Source organism: Streptomyces sp. Q2 (assembly GCF_056820935.1).
The window spans coordinates 3771-27319 of sequence record NZ_JBXEJE010000067.1 but is presented as its reverse complement, the minus strand read 5'-3'; the positions used below and the strand labels follow the sequence as shown (position 1 = coordinate 27319).

General features: G+C 69.7%; 19 protein-coding genes and 1 other RNA gene. 7 read left to right on the top strand and 13 right to left on the bottom strand.

What is annotated here, in order from left to right; translation table 11 throughout:
* Nucleotides 1-77 precede the first annotated feature (77 nt).
* From ACWBNA_RS44225 to ACWBNA_RS44205, 5 genes are all read right to left on the bottom strand, one after another.
* Nucleotides 78-1463 (bottom strand): nitrate/nitrite transporter, encoded by a 1386-nt coding sequence (locus tag ACWBNA_RS44225; RefSeq protein ID WP_482710275.1) that lies wholly within the window; start codon nucleotides 1461-1463, stop codon nucleotides 78-80.
* Between the two features lie 203 nt (nucleotides 1464-1666).
* Entirely contained in the window at nucleotides 1667-2866 is a 1200-nt protein-coding gene (locus tag ACWBNA_RS44220; protein WP_482710274.1) for an acyltransferase family protein, read from the bottom strand.
* A 38-nt stretch (nucleotides 2867-2904) separates the two neighbouring features.
* Entirely contained in the window at nucleotides 2905-5097 is a 2193-nt protein-coding gene (locus tag ACWBNA_RS44215) for a bifunctional polysaccharide deacetylase/glycosyltransferase family 2 protein (protein WP_482710273.1), read from the bottom strand.
* Between the two features lie 149 nt (nucleotides 5098-5246).
* Nucleotides 5247-5996, bottom strand: a complete 750-nt coding sequence (locus tag ACWBNA_RS44210) for a hypothetical protein (protein ID WP_482710272.1) — start codon at nucleotides 5994-5996, stop codon at nucleotides 5247-5249.
* A gap of 542 nt (nucleotides 5997-6538) precedes the next feature.
* The gene (locus ACWBNA_RS44205; protein ID WP_482710271.1) at nucleotides 6539-7513 is read right to left on the bottom strand and encodes a LysR family transcriptional regulator; all 975 of its coding nucleotides are present in this window, start codon (nucleotides 7511-7513) and stop codon (nucleotides 6539-6541) included.
* Nucleotides 7514-7731: 218 nt separating this feature from the next.
* On the opposite strand from ACWBNA_RS44205, the gene ACWBNA_RS44200 reads away from it, so the two are divergent.
* From ACWBNA_RS44200 to ACWBNA_RS44175, 6 genes are all read left to right on the top strand, one after another.
* A complete protein-coding gene (locus ACWBNA_RS44200; protein WP_482710270.1) occupies nucleotides 7732-9036 on the top strand; it encodes an MFS transporter in 1305 nt (434 codons plus the stop codon).
* Between the two features lie 118 nt (nucleotides 9037-9154).
* Nucleotides 9155-10450, top strand: a complete 1296-nt coding sequence (locus tag ACWBNA_RS44195; RefSeq protein WP_482710269.1) for an ABC transporter substrate-binding protein — start codon at nucleotides 9155-9157, stop codon at nucleotides 10448-10450.
* Nucleotides 10447-11415 carry a carbohydrate ABC transporter permease gene (locus ACWBNA_RS44190; RefSeq protein ID WP_482710268.1) on the top strand — a complete coding sequence of 323 codons (969 nt, stop codon included), beginning with the start codon at nucleotides 10447-10449 and terminating at the stop codon, nucleotides 11413-11415. The genes ACWBNA_RS44195 and ACWBNA_RS44190 overlap by 4 nt, the downstream gene beginning before the upstream one ends.
* On the top strand, nucleotides 11412-12236 hold the full coding sequence (locus tag ACWBNA_RS44185; protein ID WP_482710267.1) for a carbohydrate ABC transporter permease: 825 nt from the start codon (nucleotides 11412-11414) through the stop codon (nucleotides 12234-12236). The genes ACWBNA_RS44190 and ACWBNA_RS44185 overlap by 4 nt, the downstream gene beginning before the upstream one ends.
* Before the next feature lie 11 nt (nucleotides 12237-12247).
* A complete protein-coding gene (gene yicI, locus ACWBNA_RS44180) occupies nucleotides 12248-14494 on the top strand; it encodes an alpha-xylosidase (RefSeq protein ID WP_482710266.1) in 2247 nt (748 codons plus the stop codon).
* Nucleotides 14494-15504 (top strand): LacI family DNA-binding transcriptional regulator, encoded by a 1011-nt coding sequence (locus ACWBNA_RS44175; RefSeq protein ID WP_482710265.1) that lies wholly within the window; start codon nucleotides 14494-14496, stop codon nucleotides 15502-15504. The genes yicI and ACWBNA_RS44175 overlap by 1 nt, the downstream gene beginning before the upstream one ends.
* Before the next feature lie 21 nt (nucleotides 15505-15525).
* Here ACWBNA_RS44175 and ACWBNA_RS44170 read toward each other — a convergent pair whose 3' ends face one another.
* The 6 genes from ACWBNA_RS44170 to ftsE all read right to left on the bottom strand — a co-directional run bounded on the left by ACWBNA_RS44170 (nucleotide 15526) and on the right by ftsE (nucleotide 20698).
* A complete protein-coding gene (locus ACWBNA_RS44170) occupies nucleotides 15526-16518 on the bottom strand; it encodes an extracellular catalytic domain type 1 short-chain-length polyhydroxyalkanoate depolymerase (RefSeq protein ID WP_482710264.1) in 993 nt (330 codons plus the stop codon).
* 174 nt (nucleotides 16519-16692) lie between these two features.
* Nucleotides 16693-17079, bottom strand: a transfer-messenger RNA (tmRNA) gene (ssrA, locus tag ACWBNA_RS44165).
* Between the two features lie 115 nt (nucleotides 17080-17194).
* A complete protein-coding gene (smpB, locus tag ACWBNA_RS44160) occupies nucleotides 17195-17737 on the bottom strand; it encodes an SsrA-binding protein SmpB (RefSeq protein WP_482710263.1) in 543 nt (180 codons plus the stop codon).
* A gap of 66 nt (nucleotides 17738-17803) precedes the next feature.
* A complete protein-coding gene (locus tag ACWBNA_RS44155) occupies nucleotides 17804-18976 on the bottom strand; it encodes a S41 family peptidase (RefSeq protein ID WP_482710262.1) in 1173 nt (390 codons plus the stop codon).
* A 67-nt stretch (nucleotides 18977-19043) separates the two neighbouring features.
* Complete coding sequence (gene ftsX, locus ACWBNA_RS44150) at nucleotides 19044-19964, bottom strand: permease-like cell division protein FtsX (RefSeq protein ID WP_482710261.1); 921 nt, start codon at nucleotides 19962-19964, stop codon at nucleotides 19044-19046.
* 44 nt (nucleotides 19965-20008) lie between these two features.
* Nucleotides 20009-20698 carry a cell division ATP-binding protein FtsE gene (gene ftsE, locus ACWBNA_RS44145; RefSeq protein ID WP_217238635.1) on the bottom strand — a complete coding sequence of 230 codons (690 nt, stop codon included), beginning with the start codon at nucleotides 20696-20698 and terminating at the stop codon, nucleotides 20009-20011.
* Nucleotides 20699-20921: 223 nt separating this feature from the next.
* Between ftsE and ACWBNA_RS44140 the strand changes: the two genes are divergently transcribed.
* A complete protein-coding gene (locus tag ACWBNA_RS44140) occupies nucleotides 20922-21113 on the top strand; it encodes a hypothetical protein (protein WP_482710260.1) in 192 nt (63 codons plus the stop codon).
* A 97-nt stretch (nucleotides 21114-21210) separates the two neighbouring features.
* Here ACWBNA_RS44140 and ACWBNA_RS44135 read toward each other — a convergent pair whose 3' ends face one another.
* Complete coding sequence (locus ACWBNA_RS44135) at nucleotides 21211-21861, bottom strand: LPXTG cell wall anchor domain-containing protein (RefSeq protein ID WP_482710259.1); 651 nt, start codon at nucleotides 21859-21861, stop codon at nucleotides 21211-21213.
* Between the two features lie 303 nt (nucleotides 21862-22164).
* Entirely contained in the window at nucleotides 22165-23271 is a 1107-nt protein-coding gene (gene prfB, locus ACWBNA_RS44130) for a peptide chain release factor 2 (protein WP_217238632.1), read from the bottom strand.
* Nucleotides 23272-23549: the final 278 nt, after the last annotated feature.

The window sequence follows — 23549 nt, the reverse complement described above, 5'->3', positions numbered from 1 at the left end:
GATGGCACCCGCATGCCGACCGAGCCTGTCAACGGCTCGTGACAGGCTCGGTTCGGGTTCATGTCGCTGGTGTTACGTCACACCTTCGCGTAGCTGAGCTCGGGCTTGGCCTCCGAGGTGGCCGTCGCGGCCTGTGTGCGGGCCGCCGAGCGGCGAAGGTATACGGCCCAGGTGACCGCGAAGCAGGCGGCGTAGAAGGCCAGGAAGGCGACGAAGGCGCCGGTGCCGGAGCCGTAGGAGAGGAAGGACTGCCGGAAGGCGAGGTTGATGCCGACGCCGCCGAGTGCGCCGACCGCGCCGATCAGGCCCATGGAGGCACCGGAGAGACGACGCCCGTAGGCGGCGGCCGCTTCACCCTCGAGTCCCTTGGCCAGCGCCTTCGCCTGGAAGATGCCGGGGATCATCTTGAACGTCGAGCCGTTGCCGAGGCCGGTGAGGACGAACAGCACCACGAACGCGACGGTGAACAGGGCCAGCGACTTCTCCATGCTGGCGGCGATGAGGACAGCGGTCGCCACGCCCATGCCGACGTAGTTGTACAGCGTGATCTTCGCGCCGCCGTACTTGTCGGCCAGCCACCCGCCCAGGGGACGGATCAGGGAGCCGAGCAGCGGGCCGATGAAGGTGACGTACGCCGCCTCCAGCGGGGTCCGGCCGAACTGGTTGGTCAGCACCTGCCCGAAGGCGAAGCTGTATCCGATGAAGGAACCGAAGGTGCCGATGTAGAGGAAGGACATGATCCAGGTGTGCGGGTCCCTCACGGCGTCCTTGGCGGCGCCGGTGTCGTTCTTCACGGACGCGATGTTGTCCATGAAGAGCGCGGCGAGGACTGCGGCGATGACGATCAGCGGGATGTAGATCCCCAGCAGGACCCGGGGGCCGCCGCTCGCACCGATGATCGCGAGCGCCACCAGCTGGATGACCGGCACTCCGATGTTGCCGCCGCCCGCGTTCAGGCCGAGCGCCCAGCCCTTCTTACGAAGGGGGAAGAAGGCGTTGATGTTGGTCATCGAGGAGGCGAAGTTGCCGCCACCGATACCCGCCAGCAGGCCGATCAGCAGGAGGGTGTTGAACGAGGTCCCCGGTTCCATCACCGTGAACGCGGCGACGGTCGGGATGAGCAGGAGTGCGGCGGAGACGATGGTCCAGTTCCGGCCGCCGAAGATCGCGATGGCGAAGGTGTAGGGGACCCGGACGACGGCTCCGACCAGGGTCACCACCGAGGTGAGCAGGAACTTGTCCGCCGGGGTGAGCCCGTACTCGGGGCCCATGAAGAGCACCAGCACGGACCACATGGTCCAGATCGAGAACCCGATGTGCTCGGAGAGGACGGAGAAGAAGAGGTTGCGCTTGGCGACCTTCTCTCCGGTCTCCTTCCAGAAGGTCTCGTCCTCCGGATCCCACTGCTGGATCCAGCGACCGCCCCTGCTGGGGGGTGCGGGGGCTGTGCTCGGGGCTGTCATGACGCCTCCACGGTGTACCGGGGCTCGGGTGGTTCGAGGGAGTGGCTGAGTCCCGACGGTAGGGAGGGCGCGTTTCCGGTCTGTGGCACTGGGTGACCGGAAGGGAACTTTGCTCTCACCAAGAGTGGAGGGGTGATGAGAGGTTTCGGAACCTCATGTGACTCGGTTCATATGTGAGCGAACACGGGCAGGCCGGAAGCCGGTCAGCGGTGCTTGGCGCTACGGCCGCGCTGCGCCCCGTCCGGCCACAGTTGCGGCCGGCGCTTCGCCGCCACGTCCTCCACCCAGCCGAAGGCGAGCACGCAGCCGGCGACGAGGAGCCAGACGAAGACGAGGACCGGCCAGGGGCTCTCCAGAAGCCCCGAGTAGTGCGTCGAGAGGGTGTCGATGCTCCACAGGTGGTCCCAGAGGGTCGCGGCGATGAGGATGCACAGGTTGTGCCAGAGGTAGATCGTCACCGCGCGGGAGTTGAGGAGGGTGATCGGCCGTGCCCAGCGACGCAGTCTGTCCGGCCACTCGGACCAGGACGGGCTGATGTGCAGGAGCAGCAACACCGTGGCGAAGGAGTACAGGGACTGGGCGAAGGGGATGTCGTCGAGGTCGTTGCCCTCCTTGAAGCCGTGCGAGAAGGCGTACCAGAGGCCCGCGCAGATGATGGCCGGCGCGACGGAGGGGACGATGTAGCGGGGGATCCGGCTCAGGATGCCTTCCTGGTGGGCCATGCCCAGGATCCAGCAGGCGCCGAAGGTGCTGAAGTCGGTCAGCGCCGACGGGAACCGCTCGCCGGGGAGTGTGAGGTAGCCGAACTCGAAGGCCGCCGCCAGGACGATCGGCGAGAGGATCGTCGCCAGGGGCACTGCGCGCAGGGCCTTCAGGATGAACGGGGACAGCAGCACGAACCACAGGTAGGCGCGGATGTACCAGAGGGGTCCGGCCAGTTCCGCCCCCCAGTCCTCGCCCAGGATGCCGTGCACCCCGGACAGTCCCTCGGCGTACGGCGGGTCGCTCAGCGGCACGATCCAGTAGGTGAGGTGGAGCCACCACCAGCCGGGGTGCCCCTCGTCACCGGGCCCCCAGCCCTGCACCAGCATGCCCGTCACGCCGATCGCCGCGAGCAGCCACAGCGGGGGCAGCAGGCGGCGCATCCGGCCGCGGATGACCTGCAGGGGCGGACGGCTCCCCAGGGAACGGGCCATGAGGTTGCCGGCGAGCGCGAACATCACGCCCATCGACGGGAACAGGATCGGGAGCCAGGCCCAGCCCATGAGGTGGTAGAAGACGACCCGGAAGAGCGCGAGGGCGCGCAGGAGGTCGAAGTAGCGGTCCCGGCCGGGGGCCTTGGTACGGGTCCGCTGCTCGGGCAGGCCCGGCTGTGCCTCGTCCTGCGTGGTCGTGATGCTCATGTCTCCGATTTCCGTGCTCGTCTCACCCGATGCGGTGCTCACCCGACCGGCCTTCCTTCCGCGACCTGCCTGCCCTGCGCGGGCACGTTCGGCGGGGCCGACACCCCGCCCTTTCGCCGCAGCTTCTGCCAGCGCAGCCGGCCGCCGGTGAGGGCGGTGATCCAGGACTGGAGCAGGACGACGTACATCAGCTGGCGGTAGAGGATCTGCTGCAACGGCAGCGAGATCAGCGGGGTCAGTCGCTCGCGGTCGAGGACGAAGGCGTAGGTCGCGCAGGCCGCCTGGATGGCGAGGACGCCGAACCAGGCCAGGATCGTCTTCTCGGTGGGGCCGAAGACCAGGCCGTAGATGAGGAACACGTCGATCAGCGGGGCCAGCAGCGGGGCCAGGACCATGAACAGGGACACGAGCGGCAGTCCGACCCGGCCGAAGCGGCCCGAGGGGCCCCGGTCGAAGACGGCACGGCGGTGCTTCCAGATCGCCTGCATGGTGCCGTACGACCACCGGTAGCGCTGGGACCACAGCTGCTGCACGGACTCCGGGGCCTCGGTCCAGGCGCGGGCGTTCTCGGCGTAGACCACGTGCCAGCCGTCGCGGTGGATGGCCATGGTGATGTCGGTGTCCTCGGCGAGCGTGTCGTCGCTCATGCCGCCGACGCGTTCCAGGGCGGTGCGGCGGAAGGCTCCGACCGCGCCCGGGATGGTGGGCATGCACCGCAGGACGTCGTACATACGGCGGTCGAGGTTGAAGCCCATCACGTACTCGATGTGCTGCCAGGCGCCGATCAGGGTGTCCTTGTTGCCGACCTTCGCGTTGCCGGCGACCGCGCCGACCCGGGGGTCGCCGAAGGGCTGCACCAGTTCGCGGACGGTGGACGGTTCGAAGACGGTGTCGCCGTCCATCATCACGACGAGGTCGTGCCGGGCGTTGGCCACACCCCGGTTGAGGGCGGCGGGCTTGCCCGCGTTGAGCTGCCGGACCACGCGGACGCCCGGCAGGTTCAGGTCCTCCACGATGCGTGCCGTGCCGTCGCTGGAGCCGTCGTCGATGACGATGACCTCGATGGGGTGGTCGCTCTCCATCAGGGAGCGGACGGTGTTCTCGATGCACTTGGCCTCGTTGTACGCCGGGACCAGCACCGACACCGGTTCGGTGATCGGCGGCCCCCACCGGAAGTCGCGGCGGCGCACGCGGCGGGCGTGCAGGACGGAGAGCAGCATCATCAGGCCGAAGCGGGCGATGACCAGGAAGCCGATGATGGCGAGGGCCACCACCAGGACGGCCGTGATGTTGTCCGAGGCCTGCACCAGGAAGACCCAGGCCTTGCCCTTCCACAGCTCGACGCCGACGGCCTCGGTGTGCGCGCTGGGGGCGTCGAGTGCCTCGGTGAGGTTGTCGAACGTGTAGCCCGCGGCCTTCATCTGCGGCAGGAACCGGTCCAGCGCCTCGACCGTCTGGTGGCGGTCGCCGCCGGAGTCGTGCATCAGGACGACCGCGCCCTTGCCGCCCTTGGGCGTGACGTTGCGGATGATCCGATCGGCGCCCGGCTTGCGCCAGTCCTCGCTGTCGACGCTGGTGACGACGGTGATGTAGCCGCGGGTGCCGATGTACTCGGTCACCGGCCAGGACCTGTTGTCCATGGACGCGGCGTACGAGGAGTAGGGCGGCCGGAAGAGCGAGGTGCGGATGCCGGCGGCGCCGGTGATCGCGAGCTGGTTCTGGGACAGCTCCCAGTCGATGCGCTTCTTCGACTGGAGGGAGAGGTCGGGGTGGTTGAACGTGTGCAGACCGACCTCGTGGCCCTCGGCGACGATCCGCCTGACCAGCTCCGGGTAGCGCGAGGTCATGGTGCCGGTGACGAAGAAGACGGCGTGTGCGTCGTGCTTCTTGAGCACGTCGAGGACCTTGGGGGTCCAGATCGGGTCCGGGCCGTCGTCGAAGGTGAGGACCATGTGGTGGTCGGGCACCTTGAGGCTGGCGGTGCGGCGACTGCGGGTGTCGATGACCGGGCCGCCGTCGACGATCTCCTCGGGCACCTTGTCGGCGGAGGCCTCCGCCTGGATGCGGTGGTCCGCGAGGATCTCGCTGTGCACGTAGCCGCGCAGCATCAGCATCGCCATCAGCGCGGCGAGGAAGAGTACGGGCAGCAGCAGGCGCATGGGCAGGCGGCGACGCCGGGAGCCGACGGCGGCTCCGGTCGCGGCCCCGGGACGGCGGGTGCGGGTTGCCATCAGAGGTTGTGCTCCGGGGACGGGGATGCCATCGGTGGATGTGCATCACGAGGAGGTGCATCAGGAGGAGGCGCACACGAGCGGGGTGTGCACCGGGAGACGGGGCGCGCCGGGAGGCCCTCGCGAAGAGGACCGCCCGGCGCCGCCCCTCAGACGACCTGCGCCGACGGAGAGGGTGCGGGTACGGGTTCGGGCCCGGTGTCGCTCGGCTCGGTGGCGATCGGGGTGGGATCGCTGGGTCCGTCGGCCACCGTGCCGGTGCCGGGTCCGCCGGTGTCGCCGGCGCCCGTGGTCTCGGTCGGGGTGGCCGTGGGGCCGGGGTCCGTCGGTGTCGGCTCGGGCGGCGGGGTGGTGACCGGCGCGTCCGTCGTCGGCGTCGGGTTGGGCTGGGCCGACCCGGCGCCCGGGCCCGGGACGGTGGCCTTCGGGCTCGGCGAGGCGTCGGCGGAGGCGCCGGGCTTGCCGGGGCTGGTGCTGGCGCCGGGTGCGGTGGCACTGGCGCCCGGGGCCGGGGCCGTGCCGTTGCCGGCCGTCGGAACGGGACCCGGCGAGACGCCGCCCGTACCGGAGGGCGGCGCCGACTCGGCGGGCAGCGGCGAGGTGTCGACCTTGCCGGCCGGCTGGCCCTCCTGCTGGCCCGGCACGGGCAGCCAGGGCGCGTTGGAGTTGCCGGACAGCAGCGTGGCGACGATGACGACGGCGTAGACCGCGCAGGCCGTGCCGGCGGCGATGCCGATGCGGCGGTACCGGCGGCTGCGGCGGCCCGACTCGTCGACGAAGACCGGCCCGTCGGAGCCGTCCTGGCCGGCGGCCGGTGCCGGACCGGCCTCGCCGCCCTTCGCCTGCCGTACCAGCAGGTCCTCCAACTGCTGCCCGATGCCGTCGAGTTGGACCGTCACCTCGTGCGGATCGTTGGCCGGCTCGCTGCCGTCGCCCGGCTCTTGGCCGGAACCCGACGCGCCGGTCTCCTCCCACGGATCACGGACGGCGGTGGTCCGAGCGGCAGTCTCCGGACGGCTCCAGGTCCCGGTCGTCGACGGCGAGGCGTCGGCTCCGTCGGTCAGGAGGGCGTCCGCGAGCGGCCTTTTGGCTCTGCCGGGTTTCGCGGTCGCCTCAACTCCGAGCGGAGCGCGGTCGGCTCCGCCCGGGATTCCACTTCGTCTCGGGAATCCGGTTCCGATGGTCTCCGGGAACGCCTGAGCGCCTTCCCCCTCAACCGATGACTCTTCGGCCGATGTGACCTCGGGCCATTCCGGTTGGGCGTCTTCCCGCCACTTCTTCACGTGCACGCACATCCCCCCACGGGACAGTTCCGGGTGCGCGTACGACCCGAGCACCCGTCGTCGGACCCGAGCCCCCACCCGGACCGAGCGCCCCCTTTATCACACTGTGCTCAGGGCAAGAATGTAGCGCACAAGGAGGTTTCGTGCTTGCCAGGTGGTCAATTGTTGATGCTCATCAGGTGCATGTCAGTGGCTGGAATCCATCCCCCCGCAGGTCGCCGCAGCCATCCCTGCTCGACAGAGAGTTCGACCACAGCCCGGCGGAGTGCGGTGAATCCCGGGTGGACCAGCCCCTTTCGCCACACCAGCGACACGGGCGACAAAGGAACGGGATCGACCAAGGGGCGCAAAACAGTCACCGGCATGACCGGAAAATCCACCACAACGAGGATCGGGTTCCGCGTCTTCGCCATGATCCGCTGGAACTCCTCGTCCCCCACCGCGAGCGGCGCGGGCGGCGCGACCTCGATGCCGCGCCCCGCGAACAGCCGGCGCGCGAGGTCCGTCCACTCCGGCGTACGCGGGTTGCCGGCGCCCGCGTACACGCACTCCCCGGCGAGCGCGTCGAGCGGCACCGCCTCCAGCGCCGCCAGCGGGTGATCCTCGGGCAGGAGGACCGCCATGGGCTCGTAGCGCACCGGCTGGTGGTCCAGGCCCGACCGCAGCGCCGGGTCGAGGCCGGCGAACCGCCCGAAGGAGGCGTCCAGCCGCCCCGCGAGCAGCTCGCCCGCGGCATGGGTCAGGCCGCTCTCGTAGCGGGCCATCAGCTCCAGCTCGGGGGCGAGTTCCCGGGCCCGGTGCAGGACCCGGCGGCCGGTGGCCAGGCCCGGCGAGTTCAGGTCCACGAGCAGGGGCCGGGCCTGCCCGAACGCGGCGAGCAGCTCGTCCTGCGCCTGGAGCGCCCGGCGGGCGTACGGCACCAGCCGCTCGCCGTCGGCCGTCAGGGTCACCTGCCGGGTGGTCCGGACGAACAGCTCGGCCCCGAGGTCCCGCTCCAGGCGCCGTACGTCCCGGCTGAGCGCCTGCTGGGCGACGTAGAGCCGGGCCGCGGCGCGTGTGAAGTGCAGCTCCTCGGCGACGGTGAGGAAGGCGCGGAGGAGACGGGGGTCGAGGTGGTGGCCGGTGGCGGGCATTGCGGGAACTTACAACGCGGGCGCGTCAATCGGTACGGGCCTCCTCACAACGCTGGCGCGTCAATCGGTACGGCCGTTCACCACAGGGCCGCGTCAATCGGTACGGCCCGTTCCAACAGGGCCGCGTCAATCGGTACGGCCCATTCACAACAGGGGTGCGTCAATGGGTGCGGAGTAGGTGTTGGACCCCTTGATCGGCCGCGGGCGACGGTGGACCCATGCCGCAACCGACCCCGAGGAACACCCCGCTCTTCACCGTCACCGCCGACACCCTCGTCGCCGTCGACTTCAGCCCCCGTAACACCAAGGACCCCGGCCCCTACCGCCGTCTGTTCACCGTCCCCGGCACCCGCGCCTTCACCGCCGGGAACCTGCTGGCCCGCGTCCCGATGGGCATGTTCGGCGTGAGCGCGGTCCTCATGATCGCCGGTGCGCGGGGCTCGTACGCCCTCGCCGGAGCGGTCGTCGCGACCGGCCTCGCGGCGACCGCGGTGGTCTCCCCGTGGACCGCGCGGCTCGTCGACCGGTACGGGCAGGCGCGGATCGCCGTACCCGCCACCCTGCTCGCCGCCCTGGGCTCGCTCTCCCTGCTGCTGTGCGTACGGTACGAGGCCCCCGCCTGGACCCTCTTCGCCTCCTACGCCGCCACCGCCACGACCCCCAACCTCGGCGGCATGTCCCGCGCCCGCTGGGCCCATCTGCTGCAGGGCGACAACGCGGCGCTGCACACCGCGAACTCCTTCGAACAGGCCGTGGACGAGCTGTGCTTCATGCTCGGCCCGGTGCTCGCGGCCTTCCTGTGCGGGTCGTTCTTCCCGGAGGCGGGCACGCTGGCGGGCGTGGCGCTGCTGGTGACGGGCATGCTGCTGTTCGCCGCACAGCGCGCCACGGAGCCGCCGGTGACGCGGCGGGCGCCGACGAGGGCCACGGCCCTGTTCCGCGCGCCCGGCATGCCCCAGCTGCTGTCCGTGTGTCTCGCGATGGGTGTGGTGTTCGGGGCGATGGAGGTCGTCACCATCGCCTACGCGGACGCACAGGGTCACCGCTCGGCGGCCGGCGCGATGCTGGCCCTCCAGGCGGCCGGGTCGTGCGCGGCGGGCCTGCTCTACGGGGCGGTGAAGCCGGCCGGGCCCGCGGCGAACCGCTACCCGTGGTGCGTCGCCGCCATGACCGTGCTGCTCACGCTGCCGCTGCTCGCCGCCGCCCTGACCGGCTCGCTCCTCGCCCTGGCGGGCGCGCTGCTGGTCGCCGGGATGGCGACGGCCCCGACGATGGTCACCGGCATGACCCTGGTCCAGGAACGCACCCCGCAGGGCCGTACCAACGAGGGCATGACCCTCGCGGTGACCGGCCTGCTCGGCGGGATCGCCGCCGGCAGCGCCCTCGGCGGCCGGCTGGCGGAACACGCCTCGACCCCGGCGGGGTTCGGGGTGCCGGTCACGGCTGCGGCGGTGGCGCTGATGATCACGCTCTTCTCGGCCGATCCGTCGAAACGCTTCCGCCGATCCCGCGCAACCCATTGACGCTCTCGTGGTCGCCACATACCTTCGCCCGTCGAAGCGCTTCGACGTCACGCATCGAATCGATTCGATGAACGCAGCGTGACGCCGGATACCCAGCCGACTCCCCGGGAGGCACTGGATGTTGACGGCACGAAGGCGGGTGACGGCCCTGGCCGCGGCGGCCCTGAGCGGAGCCCTGCTCCTGACCTCCTGCGGAGGCTCGGACAGCGGCTCCTCCGACGGAAAGACGCTCAGGCTCTGGCACTACGAGGCCCCGAACAGCGCGATGGGCCAGGCCTGGGCGGAGGCGGTCAAGGAGTTCGAGGCCAAGCACCCGGGCGTGAAGGTGGAGTACGAGGAGAAGAGCTTCGCCCAGATGCAGAAGACCGCGCAGATGGTCCTCAACTCCTCGGACGCGCCCGACCTCATGGAGTACAACAAGGGCAACGCGACGGCGGGCCTGCTCTCCCGGCAGGGCCTCCTCACGGACCTCACCGCCGAGGCGACGAAACGCGGCTGGGACAAGAAGCTCGGCGCGGGCGTCCGTACCACCAGCCTGTACGACACGAACGGCGTGATGGGCTCCGGCAAGTGGTACGGCGTGCCCAACTACGCCGAGTACACGATGGTGTTCTACAACAAGGACCTGTTCGCCAAGTACAAGATCCCCGAGCCGAAGACGTTCGACGAACTGACCGCCGCCCTGGACAAGTTCGCCGCCGCCGGCATCACCCCCCTGGCCAACGGCGGCGCCGAGTACCCGGCCCACCAGTACCTCTACCAACTGGCGCTGTCCAAGGCGGACCGCGCCTGGGTGGACGCGTTCGAGCTGTACAAGGGCAAGGTCGACTTCCACGACGCCGCCTGGACGTACGCCGCCGAGACCTTCGCCGACTGGGTGAAGAAGGGCTATCTCAGCAAGTCGTCCACCGGCGCGAACGCCGAGCAGACCGGCGTCTCCTTCCTGCAGGGCAAGTCGCCGATCCTGTTCTCCGGCAGCTGGTGGTACGGCCGCTTCCAGGACGAGGCCACATTCGACTGGGGCACCTTCCTGTGGCCCGGCTCGAACCTCACCCTCGGCTCCGGCGGCAACCTCTGGGTCGTCCCCAAGGGCGCCGAGAACAAGGACCTCGCCTACGACTTCATCGACATCACCATGTCGAAGAAGATCCAGAACCTGCTCGGCAACAAGGGCGGCGTCCCGGTCGCGGCGGACGCGAGCGCCATCACCGACCCCGAGTCCAAGACCCTCATCGGCAACTTCAACACCCTCTCCCAGCGCGACGGCCTCGCCTTCTACCCCGACTGGCCGGTCGCCGGCTTCTACGACGTGCTCGTCTCCGAGACGCAGAAGCTGATGACGGGCAGCGCGACACCGGACGACTACCTGGACGCGTTGCAGAAGGCGTACGACAAAGACGCGCCGAAGCAATGACGGTCACCGTCGAACGCGGCGAGCGGGTGACCGGCAAGCAGGACCGCACCGGCCACCCCCGCCGCCGCCCCCGCGACTCCTACGCCCTGTTCCTGCTCCCCGGGGTCCTCGCCTTCCTCGCCGTGATCGTCGTCCCGTTCCTGATGAACACGTACGTCAGCTTCACCGACTGGGAAGGCGTGGGCTCCCCCGACTGGACCGGGCTCGCCAACTACCGCGAACTGCTGGACGACTCCGAGTTCTGGGCGTCCTTCCGGCACAGCCTGTTCATGGTCGTCGCGATGGCGGCCGCCCCGACGGCGATCGGCCTGGTCCTGGCCGCCGCCCTGTTCGACCACGTCGGCAAGCACTTCGGCAGCACGATCACGGCGGTCCTCCGCGCCTGCTTCTACCTCCCCCAGGTGCTGCCGATCGCGGTCGCCGGCATCGTCTGGAGCTGGATCCTCGCGCCGGACAACGGCACGCTCAACGAACTCCTCGCGTCCGTGGGCCTGTCGTCCTGGCAGCAGGACTGGCTCGGCGACCCGGACCTCGCCCTCTACAGCGTCATGGGCGTGATGGTCTGGGTCCAGCTCGGCTTCCCGCTGGTCGTCTTCATGGCGGGCCTCGGGCGCGTCGACCCCCAGCTGTACGAGGCGGCCGAGCTGGACGGCGCCGGCTGGTGGCGCCGCTTCCGGCACATCACGCTGCCGCAGATCCGCCCGGAGATCTACGTCGTCCTCACCTGGTGCTCGATCGCCGCGCTCAAGGTCTTCGGCGCGGTGTACGTCCTGACGAAGGGCGGCCCGGGTGGTGCGACGAACGTGCCCTCCTACTTCTCCTTCACCACGTTCTTCGAGAAGACGCAGGTCGGCTACGGCGCCGCGATCTCCACGGTGCTGACCGTGATCATCCTGCTGCTGTCCCTGATCGGCCTGAAGCTCCAGACCCGCGCCGAGGACGAAGAGGAAGGGATCCGCGCATGACGACCGCGCTCCGCCGTTACCCGGTGCTCGTGGCCCTGTGCATCGCGGCCCTGTTCATGGTGGTCCCGTTCGCCATCGTCGCGATCAACGCGTTCAAGTCCCCCACGGAGTACGCCCAGAACGGCCCCCTCAGCCTTCCCGAGGGCCTCTACCTCGACGGCGTCAAGGACTTCTGGCAGCGGGTCGACTTCGGCCAGAAGCTCGTCAACTCGGTGCTGATCAGCGGCGCGGTGGCGGTCCTGGCGGTCGTCTTGTCCGTCCTCAACGCGTACGCGATCGGCGTCGGCCGCGTCAAGGGCCGCACCTGGGTCCTCGCCTTCTTCGTCCTCGCGAACATGCTGCCGCAGGAGGCGCTGGTCTACCCGATCTACTACCTCAGCAAGGAGGCCGGCCTCTACGACACCAGGCTGAGCGTGATCATCGTGTTCACGGTGATCCAGGCGGCCTTCGGCACGTATCTGCTCTCCTCTGTCCTCGGCCAGTTCCCCCGCGAGATCATCGAGGCCGCCCGCATCGACGGCGCGAACAAGTGGCAGGTGCTGTGGCGGATCGTCGTCCCCGTCAGCCGTCCCACCATCGGCGTGCTCCTGGTCTTCTTCTTCATCTGGACCTGGAACGAGTTCCTGCTCCCCCTGGTCATGCTGATCTCCAACGACAACCAGACCGTGTCGGTGGCCCTCGGCGTCCTCCAGGGCCAGCGCCTGATGGACGCCACCATGACCAACGCGGCCGCCCTCCTCGGCGTCCTGCCGGCCCTCGTCTTCTTCCTCGTCTTCCAGCGAACCCTCACCCGCGGCATCGCCGTCGGTGCCGTGAAGTAAGGACCCCCCACATGAAGTTCACCGACGGCTACTGGCTGCTGCGCGAGGGCGTCACCGCGGCCTATCCGGTCGAGGTGCTCGACGTCACCGCGCAGGACGGCGCGCTGGAGATCCACGCACCCACCCAGCCCATCCGCCACCGCGGCGACCTGCTGAAGGGACCGGTCGTGACGATCAGCGCCCACGCCCCGATGCCGGACGTCATCGGCGTCACCTTCACCCACTTCGACGGCGAGCAGGCACGCGGACCGGAGTTCGAGGTGGGGCGGGAGGACGTCCCCCCGCAGGTGGCGTACGACGACGAGCACGCGACCCTGACCTCCGGCGCGCTGTCGGTCCGGGTGGCCCGCACCGGCTCCTGGCACGTCGACTTCCTCGCCCACGGCCGCACCCTCACCTCCAGCTCCACCAAGGGCATGGGCATCATGCGGGACGCCTCGGGGCACTACCTGCGCGAGCAGCTCAACCTCCGTGTGGGGACCTCGGTCTACGGCCTCGGTGAACGCTTCGGCCCCCTGGTGAAGAACGGCCAGGTCGTCGACATCTGGAACGCCGACGGCGGCACGGCGACCGAGCAGGCGTACAAGAACGTGCCCTTCTACCTGACGGACGCGGGCTACGGCGTCTTCGTCGACCACCCGGGCAAGGTGGCCTTCGAGGTCGGCTCGGAGGTCGTCTCCCGGGTGCAGTTCAGCGCCGAGACCCAGCAGTTGACGTACTACGTCATCTACGGACCGACGCCGAAGGACATCCTGCGCAAGTACACCGCCCTCACCGGCCGCCCGGCCCTCCCGCCGCCCTGGTCCTTCGGCCTGTGGCTGTCGACCTCGTTCACCACGTCGTACGACGAGGAGACCGTCACCTCCTTCATCGAGGGCATGCGCGAGCGCGAACTGCCGCTGTCCGTCTTTCACTTCGACTGCTTCTGGATGCGCGAGTTCAACTGGTGCGACTTCCAGTGGGACCCGCGGGTGTTCCCCGACCCGGAGGGGATGCTGGCGCGGCTGCACGCGCGGGGCCTGCGGGTGTCCGCGTGGATCAACCCGTACATCGCCCAGCGCTCCCCGCTGTTCGCGGAGGGCAAGGCACTGGGGCACCTGCTGAAGCGGCCGGACGGCAGCGTCTGGCAGTGGGACCTGTGGCAGCCCGGCATGGCACTGGTCGACTTCACCAGCCCGGCGGCCCGCGAGTGGTACGCGTCCAAGCTGGAGGCGCTGCTCGCCCAGGGAGTCGACTGCTTCAAGACCGACTTCGGCGAGCGGGTGCCCCTCGACGTGGCCTGGTCCGACGGCTCCGACCCGGAGCGGATGCACAACTACTACACGTACCTCTACAACCGCACGGTCTTCGAGGTGCTGCGCAAGCACCGGGGCGAGGAGGAGGCGGTCGTCTTCGCACGGTCGGCGACCACCGGCAGCCAGAAGTTCCCGGTCCACTGGGGCGGCGACTGCGAGGCGACGTACGAGTCGATGGCGGAGTCCCTGCGCGGCGGCCTCTCGCTGGGGCTGTCCGGCTTCGGCTTCTGGAGCCACGACATCGGCGGCTTCGAGGGCACGCCGACCCCGGCGCTCTTCAAACGCTGGGTGGCCTTCGGGCTGCTGTCCTCCCACAGCCGCCTGCACGGCAGCTCCTCCTACCGGGTGCCGTGGCTGTTCGACGAGGAGTCGGTGGACGTGCTGCGGCACTTCACCCGGCTGAAGCTACGGCTCATGCCGTACCTGTACGAGGCCGCGCGCGTCGCCCACACCGAGGGCGTGCCGGTGATGCGGGCGATGGTCCTGGAGTTCCCGGACGACCCGGGGTGCGCGCACCTGGAACGGCAGTACATGCTCGGCTCCGACCTGTTGGTCGCGCCGGTGTTCAGCGACGACGGCGACGTCTCGTACTACGTCCCGGAGGGCACCTGGACCCACTTCGTGACCGGCGAGACGGTGACGGGACCGCGCTGGGTGCGCGAGAACCACGGCTTCTCGAGCGTGCCGCTGCTCGTACGCCCCGGAGCCGTCATCCCGGTGGGCGCGGTGGCCGACCGGCCGGACTACGACCACGCCGACGGCGTCACCCTGCGGGCGTACGGCCTGGAGCGGGGCGACCAGGTGACGGTACGGGTCGGGGACGTGACCTTCACCGTCGTACGCGAGGGGGACCTGCTGCGGGCGTCGTGCAGTGACCCTGCCGCGCCCTGGGGGCTGGCCGTGGGCGAGCGCGAGGTACGGGCGCGGGCCGGGACCGGGTTCCTCACGGTGGAGTGGGCCTGATGGTGAAGATCACGGACGTGGCGCGGCACGCCGGGGTCTCCCCCAGCACGGTCTCCTACGCCCTCAGCGGCAAGCGGCCCATCTCCGACGAGACCAAGCGCCGGGTGGAGGAGGCGATCCGCGAGCTGGGCTACCGCCCGCACGCGGGTGCCCGGGCCCTGGCCAGCAGCAAGTCGAACGTGCTGGCGCTGGTGGTGCCGCTGCGGGCCGGCATCCACGTCCCGGTGGTCATGCGGTTCGCGGTGTCGGTCGTGACCACGGCCCGCCGCTACGACCACGACGTCCTGCTGCTCACCCAGGAGGAGGGCGAGGACGGCCTTCACCGGGTCGCCGACACGGCGTTGGTGGACGCGCTGATCCTCATGGACGTCCAGCTGCACGACCCCCGGCTGCCCCTGCTGCGGACCCTGGAACGGCCGTCGGTGATGATCGGCTTCCCCGCCTCCTCGGAGGGCCTGACCTGCATCGACCTCGACTTCAGGGCCGCCGGGGAGGCGTGCGTGGAGCACCTGGCCGGGCTGGGACATCGGGTGGTGGCCCTGGTCGGCTCGCCGCCGGAGGTCTACGTCCGGCAGACCGCGTTCGCCCAGCGCGTGGTCCAGGGCTTCACGGCCGCCGCCGACCGGCACGGGCTCGCCTCCTCCGTCCACCCCTGCGAGGCCGCGTCCGGAGCCGCCCGTACGGTCGCCGAGCGACTCCTGCGCGAACAGCCCGCGTTGACAGGTGTCGTCGTCCACAACGAGCCCTTGCTGGAACCGCTGATCGACGCGTTCGAGCAACTCGGCCTGCGCGTCCCCGGCGACCTCTCCGTCACCGCCATCTGTCCCGACGAGCTCGCCGAGTCCGCCCGCGTGCCCGTCACCTCGGTCGCACTGCCGTCGGAGGAGGTGGGCACGCGGGCGGTGGAGCTGCTGATGCGGAAGCTGGGCGGCGACCCGGACGTACCGGAGGCCACGCTGCTGCCGCCGCGGCTGACGGAGCGGGCGAGCACGGGACGGCGTTCGGCGTGACCTGCGGGAGGGCCCTGCGGGTCAGCCGAGACCCCAGGCCCGCCCGAGCCGGTACGCGGCACACAGGTTCACGTCGAGGGCGTACGCCCCGGCGGTCCCGCACTGCTCACTCCCGCTGCCGGGATCGACGGGCTGCCCGTGCCCCATGCCCGTGACGCTGTAGGTCTCCACGACGGGCTTTCCGGCCGCGTCCCGGAAGACCCGGTGCGGGTACCCGGCGACCGTGTCACTCACGTCGGCCGTCTGGTCGGCCCCGTGCACCTCGGTCCACTGCTCGACCAGGTCCGTCATGTTGACGGGCTTCACGGTGTAGTCGGCCGTGCCCTGGAAGGCGATCAGCGTGGGCCAGGGCCCGGTGTACCCGGGCCGCGCGGCGCGCACCCGGCCACCCCACTGGCGCGGGGTCTGGGTGGCGCCGACGTACATGCAGACGTACGGCGACCCGGCGGCCTGCGCGCACCCGTACGGCAGCCCGGCGACGATCCCGCCGCCGGCGAACTTCTCCGGGTACGCCGCCGTCATCACGGCCGTCATGCCGCCCCCGGCGGACAGCCCGGTGACGTAGACGCGCGAGGCGTCGCCGGTGACGTCGGCGAGCTGCCGGTCGACCATCTGCGCGATCGACGCGGCCTCGCCCTGCCCGCGCTGCATGTCCCCGCTCTGGAACCAGTCGAAGCAGGATGAGGCGTTGTTGGCGGTCTGCTGCTGCGGCAGCACGACGGAGAAGCCCCAGCGGTCGGCGAGCTGGATCCAGCCGCTGCCGGTGCCGTAGCCGGAGGCGTTCTGGGTGCACCCGTGCAGTGCGACGACGACGGGCCGGCCGGCGGGCAGCCCGTCGGGGACGTACCGGAACATGCGCAACGCACCGGGGTTGGCGCCGAACCCGGTCACCTCCTGGAGGGAGGCGGCCTCGGCCCGCCCCGGGGTGAGGAAGGCGGCGAGGAGGGCGACCAGGAGGGTCGCGAGGAGGAGAGGGCGGCCTGCGGCTCTGGTGTGTGTCCTGGTGGATGTCATGGAGAGGGACCGTAGAAGCGTGAACAGCCCCTCGATATGGGGCGGCACACCACAACGGGCGCGGCATGCATGTGACGACCCGTCGGCCTCGCCGCCGTCCGGGCATGGCACAGGCCCCGCCGCTCGGAAGCGACGGGGCCTGTGCCCACATGGGGTACCCGCTCAGGCGCGGGCGAGTGGAGATGGCGGGAATCGAACCCGCGTCCAACGGTGCAGAATCAGGGCTTCTCCGTGTGCAGTTCGCTGCGATTTTCTCGGCCCCGGCGATCACGCGAACAAGTCGCCGACGGGCCCAGTCACTGTTTGATTTCCCATCGAACCCCGTGACCGGGCTCGATGGTTTAGTTCCCTAAATTATGCCAGGGTCCGGGTCGGGAACATCCCCGGTCTGACACCCGTAAGGGCCTTCACTCACTGCTTATTAGGCAGCGAGGGCGAAGGCGCGGGAATCGCTCTTGGAATTGGCGATTATTGGTTGCGACATATGGTTAACGAGATCATTGCCGCTTCCTCGACACGCTTCCCCTGCTTCGACAGCCGCTGTCGAAACCGATCATCCCCATGTTGTTTTTTCAATCCCCTCCGGAGACCGGAGCGGTGCGCACCCGCTGTGGGGTGCAGTGCCATCGTACGTGACCAACGCACGACGATGCCACCGTATTCCCCGCGGCTCGCCCTACTGGGCCCGCTGCTTGCGCTTCGCCGCCGCGATCGCGCGGTCCGACTCCCGCCGGTCCTGCTTCTCCCGCAGGGTCTGACGCTTGTCGTACTCCTTCTTGCCTCGCGCGAGGGCGATCTCGGCCTTCGCCCGACCGTCCTTGAAGTACAGGGCGAGGGGGACGATCGTGTGACCCGTCTCCTGGGTCTTGGCCTCCAGCTTGTCGATCTCCTCGCGGTGCAGGAGCAGCTTGCGCTTGCGGCGCACGGAGTGGTTGGTCCAGGTGCCCTGGCTGTACTCGGGGATGTGGGCGTTGTGCAGCCACGCCTCGTTCCCGTCGATCTGGACGAAGCCGTCGGTCAGCGAGGCGCGTCCCTGGCGCAGCGACTTCACCTCGGTGCCGCTGAGCACCAGCCCGGCCTCGTAGACGTCGATGATCGCGTAGTCGTGCCGCGCCTTCTTGTTCTGGGCGACGATCTTGCGCTTGCCGTCCTTGACCTTCGCGGGCCCTGAGGCCTGCTTGGGCTGGGATTCCTTCGGTACGTACATTCCCTTGCTCATAGTGCCGTCCATTTTCGCACTACGGACGGGGTCCGCGGGAAGCGGATTACCGAGCGCCGCCGACCGCTACCGGCCCAGGCCGCTGAGCACGGTCTCCGCCCGCTCCAGCACCTGCCGGTCCGCCTCCAGGTCCGGCGTGATGCCGTGCCCGTCGACCCCGCGGCCGGAGGGGGTGCGGTAGTGGCCGACGGTCAGCTCGGCGACGGAGCCGTCGGGCAGCCGGCTCGGCATCTGGACCGAGCCCTTGCCGAAGGTGCGGGACCCCACGACGACCGCGCGGCCGCGGTCCTGCAGGGCGCCGGTGAGGAGCTCGGCCGCGCTCATGGTGCCGCCGTCGACGAGTGCGACCAGGGGCCGGGTGGTGTCGCCACCGGAGTCGGCGTGCAGGGCGCGCTGCTCGCCCTCGACGTCGTACGTGGCGACGAGGCCGCCGTCGAGGAAGGCGGAGGCGGCGGTGACGGCCTCGGTGACCAGGCCGCCGGAGTTGCCCCGCAGGTCGAGGACGATCCCGGCGGCGGCCGGGGTCTGCCGTACGGCGGTGCGGACCTTGTCGCCGGCACCCTTGGTGAAGGCGGCGACCTTGATGACGGTGATGCCGTCCGCCGGTGTGTGGACGGTCACGTCGTCCGTGGACAGTCGGGCCCGGCGCAGCGTCTCGCTCCACGCGCGCGTGCCGCGCTCCAGGCCCAGGCGGACGGTCGTACCGGCGGCGGCGTCCGTGGCGTCGCCGCGCAGTAACGAGACGACCTCGGTGACGGGCCGCCCGTCGACCTTCCTGCCGTCGACGCTGCGCAGCCGGTCGCCCTTGTGGATGCCGGCGGCGGCCGCGGGCGACCCGGACCGCACCTTGGTCACCTCGATACGGCCGTCCCGCTCGCGGCGGGCCCACAGGCCGACGCCGGTGTACCGGCCGTCGAGGGCCTCCTCGAACTCCTCGTACTCGCCCTGGGAGTAGACGGCGCCCCAGCGGTCCCCGCTGCGGCTGACCGCGCGTTCGGCGGCCTCCATGGGGGACTTGCCGTCGGCCATGGCCTCTTCGGCGGCCTTCTCCACGTCCTCGTGGCGGCCCGCCGCGGCGGCCGCGATGGTCGGGTCGGAGGGGGATTTCCGGTCGCGGCCGTCGGCTTGGGGAAAGGAGCCGGTCGCGGCGCCGGCGACGAGGACGCTCGTGAAGACCAATGTCAGGGCGGCCCCGCGGCGGATGCGACGGGGCTGACAGAACAGGTCTCGGCCTGACATGCGGGTGAGTCTAGGACAACGCGAAGGGCCGCACGGTCGCTTGACCGTACGGCCCTCTTGGCATGCGTCACACCTTCAGGTACTTGCGCAACGCGAAGAACGCGGCCAGCGCGGGCATCAGCAGACTTGTCGCGAGGATGAGCGGCAGCTTCGTCAGTACGGCGTCCCAGCCGATGAAGTTGATCAGGTTCAGCTTCTCGGACAGGGCGAGGCCGTGGTCGATGAGGAAGTACCGGGCGACCACCAGGAAGCCGCACGCGACCGTGCCGCCGATGAGTCCGGCGACCGCGGCCTCCATGATGAACGGCGCCTGGATGTAGAAGCCCGAGGCGCCGACCAGGCGCATGATGCCGGTCTCGCGCCGCCGGCTGAACGCCGAGACGCGCACGGTGTTGACGATCAGCATCAGCGCGACGACCAGCATGAGGGCCATCACCGCGCGCGCGGCCCAGTTCATGCCGTTCAGCAGCCCGAAGAGGTTGTCGAGGATCCCCTTCTGGTCCTGCACCGACTGCACGCCGTCACGGCCGTCGAAGGCGGTCGCGATGACCTGGTACTTCTCCGGGTCCTTCAGCTTGATGCGGTACGACTCCTGCATCTGGTCCGGCGTGAGGGAGCTGGCCAGCGGGGAGTCGCCGAACTGCTCCTTGTAGTGCTTGTACGCCTGGTCCTGCGACTCGTACGTCACCTTCTGCACGACCGACGTCATCTTGTCGAGGTCGGAGAGGATGGCCTTCTTCTGGTCCTCGGTGACCGCGCCCTTGGCGCAGTTCGGATCGGACTCGGCGTCACTCTTGTTGCAGAGGAAGACCGAGACGTTGACCTTGTCGTACCAGTAGCCCTTCATGGTGTTGACCTGGTCGCTCATCAGGAGCGACCCGCCGAACAGGGCGAGCGACAGGGCGACGGAGACGACGACCGCGAAGGTCATCGTCAGGTTGCGGCGGAGACCGACACCGATCTCCGACAGAACGAACTGGGCGCGCATGGCGTGTTCTTCAGGCCTTTCCGTGGACGTTCGTCAGACAGCGGTCAGTGCTGGTAGCCGTAGACGCCGCGGGCCTGGTCGCGGACGAGGCGGCCCTTCTCCAGCTCGATGACGCGCTTGCGCATCTGGTCCACGATGTTCTGGTCGTGCGTCGCCATCAGCACGGTCGTCCCGGTCCGGTTGATCCGGTCGAGCAGCTTCATGATGCCGACGGAGGTCTGCGGGTCGAGGTTGCCGGTGGGCTCGTCGGCGATGAGCAGCTTGGGGCGGTTGACGAAGGCTCTCGCGATGGCCACACGCTGCTGTTCACCACCGGACAGCTCGCCGGGCATCCGGTCCTCCTTGCCGCCGAGCCCGACGAGGTCGAGCACCTGCGGCACGGACTTGCGGATCTCGCCCTTCGACTTGCCGATGACCTCCTGCGCGAAGGCCACGTTCTCCGCGACCGTCTTGTTCGGCAGGAGCCGGAAGTCCTGGAACACCGTCCCCAACTGTCGCCGCATCTGCGGCACCTTCCAGTTGGTGAGGCGCGCGAGGTCCTTGCCCAGGACGTGCACCTGACCGTGGCTGGCCCGCTCCTCGCGGAGGACCAGCCGCAGGAAGGTGGACTTTCCGGAGCCGGAGGACCCCACCAGGAACACGAACTCGCCCTTCTCCACTTCCAGGGAGACATCCCTGAGTGCGGGGCGGGTCTGCTTGGGGTAGACCTTGGATACGTTGTCGAATCGGATCACGGATGCACCACGGGTAGCCGGGGGTAGATGAGCGTGACCATACGCGAACCCGGTGCGCGAGCGCAGGCGCCGGTTGGGGTTGCGTGACAGATGTGCGTTTTGTGCCTGCCCCGGCCCCACGGGACCCCGCGCTGAATCGCGGGGAACCTGGCACAGTGGAGGGGGAACGTTCGGCTTCCCGCAGGCGTTGTGTACGTGGAACCGGTGCAAGGAGGGCGAGCGCATGACGTACGACCGGCTGGTGTGCGCGAACTGCGCGGCGCCCGTGAGCGAGGGCCGGTGCCATGTGTGCCGCGCGAACCGCGAGCGGCTGCAGCAGGACAACCTTTTCGCGGGCCTGAACCCCATGGCACTCATCACATTGCTGGCGGTACTGATCGCGGCGGTCGCGCTGCTGGCGCACCAGACCGCGTAGGACGCGGCCCCAGGACATACGAAGGGCCCGGAGCGATTGACCGCTCCGGGCCCTTCACCGTGCGGCGTGCGCACGGTCCGTGACTGGACGGCTACCGTCAGGCGGCCGCGCCGCCCCGGCCGGTCATGAGGCGCGGCAGGATGCGGAAGCCGACACCGCCGGCGATCATCGTGGCGGCGCCGATCACCAGGAAGGTGGTCTGCGCGGCACCGGTCTCGGCGAGCTGCTCACCGCTGCCCTGGGCCGACGTGTCGGACGAGGTGTCCGTGCCGGTGTCGGTGAGGGACGAGGAGCCCTCCTCCTGGGCGGAGTCGCCGGAACCGCCGTCGGGGTCGGTGTTGCTGTTGCCCCCGCCGTTGCCGTTCCCGTTTCCGTTGCCGTTCCCGTTTCCGTTCCCATTGCCGTTGCCCGGGTCGGTCGGGTCCTCGGTGGGCTCGGTGGGCTCGTCGGTGGGCTCGGTCGGCCCGGTGGGCTCCGTCGCCGTCGGCGCCGGGTCGGTCGGGATGCCCGGGTCGGTCGGGATGCCCGGGTCCGTCGGGTTGGGCTCCGTCGGGATGCCCGGGTCCGTCGGGGCCGGAGGCGTGTCGTCGCCGAGGCCGGGGTCGACGTTCACGCCGACACCGCTCTCGTCCACGGTCACGCCGATCTCCAGCGCGGAAGCAGCGCCGGCGGCGGTCAGCGAGGCACCGGCCGCGATCACGGCACCAGCGGCTATCCGCGCGATCCGGATCCGCGTCTTCTTGGTCATCTGGTTGCTACCCCCAGTAGCTCATCGTCAGTAGGGCGGCGCTCGGGGGCCGTGATCGACGAGGGAAGTAGCTGCACTCAAGACCCCCGGTTCACATGCGCCCCAGAGATACGCATGCCACGCTTTACCCTTCCCATTTTTCAAAGCAACGTCAAGGCCATTGCGCGCGCATTGTCCAACTAAGCGATCTATGCCGGACATTGAAGTGTGTGAGTGTGATGTAAAACCTAGACATCGGGAACACAACCGGGCACGCAAAAGGCAACTGCCGCCGGAGGGGCGGCAGTTGCCTTGTCGACAAACTTACTTCTCCTGCTGCTTGCGCCAGCGAATTCCGGCTTCCAGGAACCCGTCGATCTCGCCGTTGAACACGGCCTCGGGGTTTCCGACCTCGAACTCGGTCCGCAGATCCTTGACCATCTGGTACGGGTGCAGCACGTACGAACGCATCTGGTTGCCCCAGGAGTTGCCGCCGTCGCCCTTGAGGGCGTTCATCTTGGCCTGCTCCTCCTGGCGGCGCCGCTCGAGGAGCTTGGCCTGGAGCACGTTCATCGCGGTCGCCTTGTTCTGGATCTGAGACCGCTCGTTCTGACAGGAGACGACGATGCCGGTGGGGAGGTGGGTGAGGCGCACCGCGGAGTCGGTGGTGTTCACGCCCTGGCCGCCCGGCCCGGACGACCGGTACACGTCCACCCGCAGCTCGGACTCGTCGATCTCGATGTGGTCGGTCTGCTCGACCACGGGAAGGATCTCGACGCCCGCGAAGGAGGTCTGGCGCCGCCCCTGGTTGTCGAAGGGCGAGATGCGCACGAGCCGGTGGGTGCCCTGCTCGACGGAGAGGGTGCCGTAGGCGTACGGGATCTGCACGGCGAAGGTGGTCGACTTGATGCCGGCCTCCTCGGCGTACGACGTCTCGTAGATCTCGGTCTTGTAGCCGTGCTGCTCGGCCCAGCGCAGGTACATCCGCTGGAGCTTCTCGGCGAAGTCGGCGGCGTCGACGCCACCGGCCTCCGCGCGGATGTTCACGAGCGCCTCGCGGGCGTCGTACTCACCGCTGAGCAGCGTGCGGACCTCCATCTCGTCCAGTGCCTTCTTGACGGCGACGAGTTCGGACTCGGCCTCGGCCTTGGTGTCCGGGTCGTCCTCCTCCTCGGCCATCTCGAACAGCACGGAGAGATCGTCGATCCGTCCGCGCAGCGTCTCCGCCTTCCTGACCTCGGCCTGGAGGTGGGAGAGCTTGCTGGTGACCTTCTGCGCCTCGTCCGGGTTGTCCCACAGGGACGGCGCGGCCGCCTGCTCCTCGAGCACGGCGATGTCTGCCCTCAGCTTGTCGAGGTCCAGAACGGCCTCGATCGACTCCATGGTCGAGGAGAGGGACTTGAGCTCTTCGGATACATCGACGACTGCCACGCCTCCAGCCTAACGGCTCCGCCAAGCGGGGGGCGCCGGTGCGGCCGTCGACTGGCGGCTCCGCCCTCGGACCCTGCTCTTGGGCGACTTCTCGTCCCACCGGGACGGGTGGTGGGTTGGCATGGGCCGGGGGTCCAGGGGGCGGAGCCCCCTGGTGGGGCTGAAGGGGCGGAGCCCCTGGCGTTCACGGTGTCGCCGGTGAGGAATTCTTCGTGTCCTGGGGCGTGCCGGGGTCGTCGCCCGAGGTGGCCGCCCAGGTGCCGACGCCGGCCGCGGCG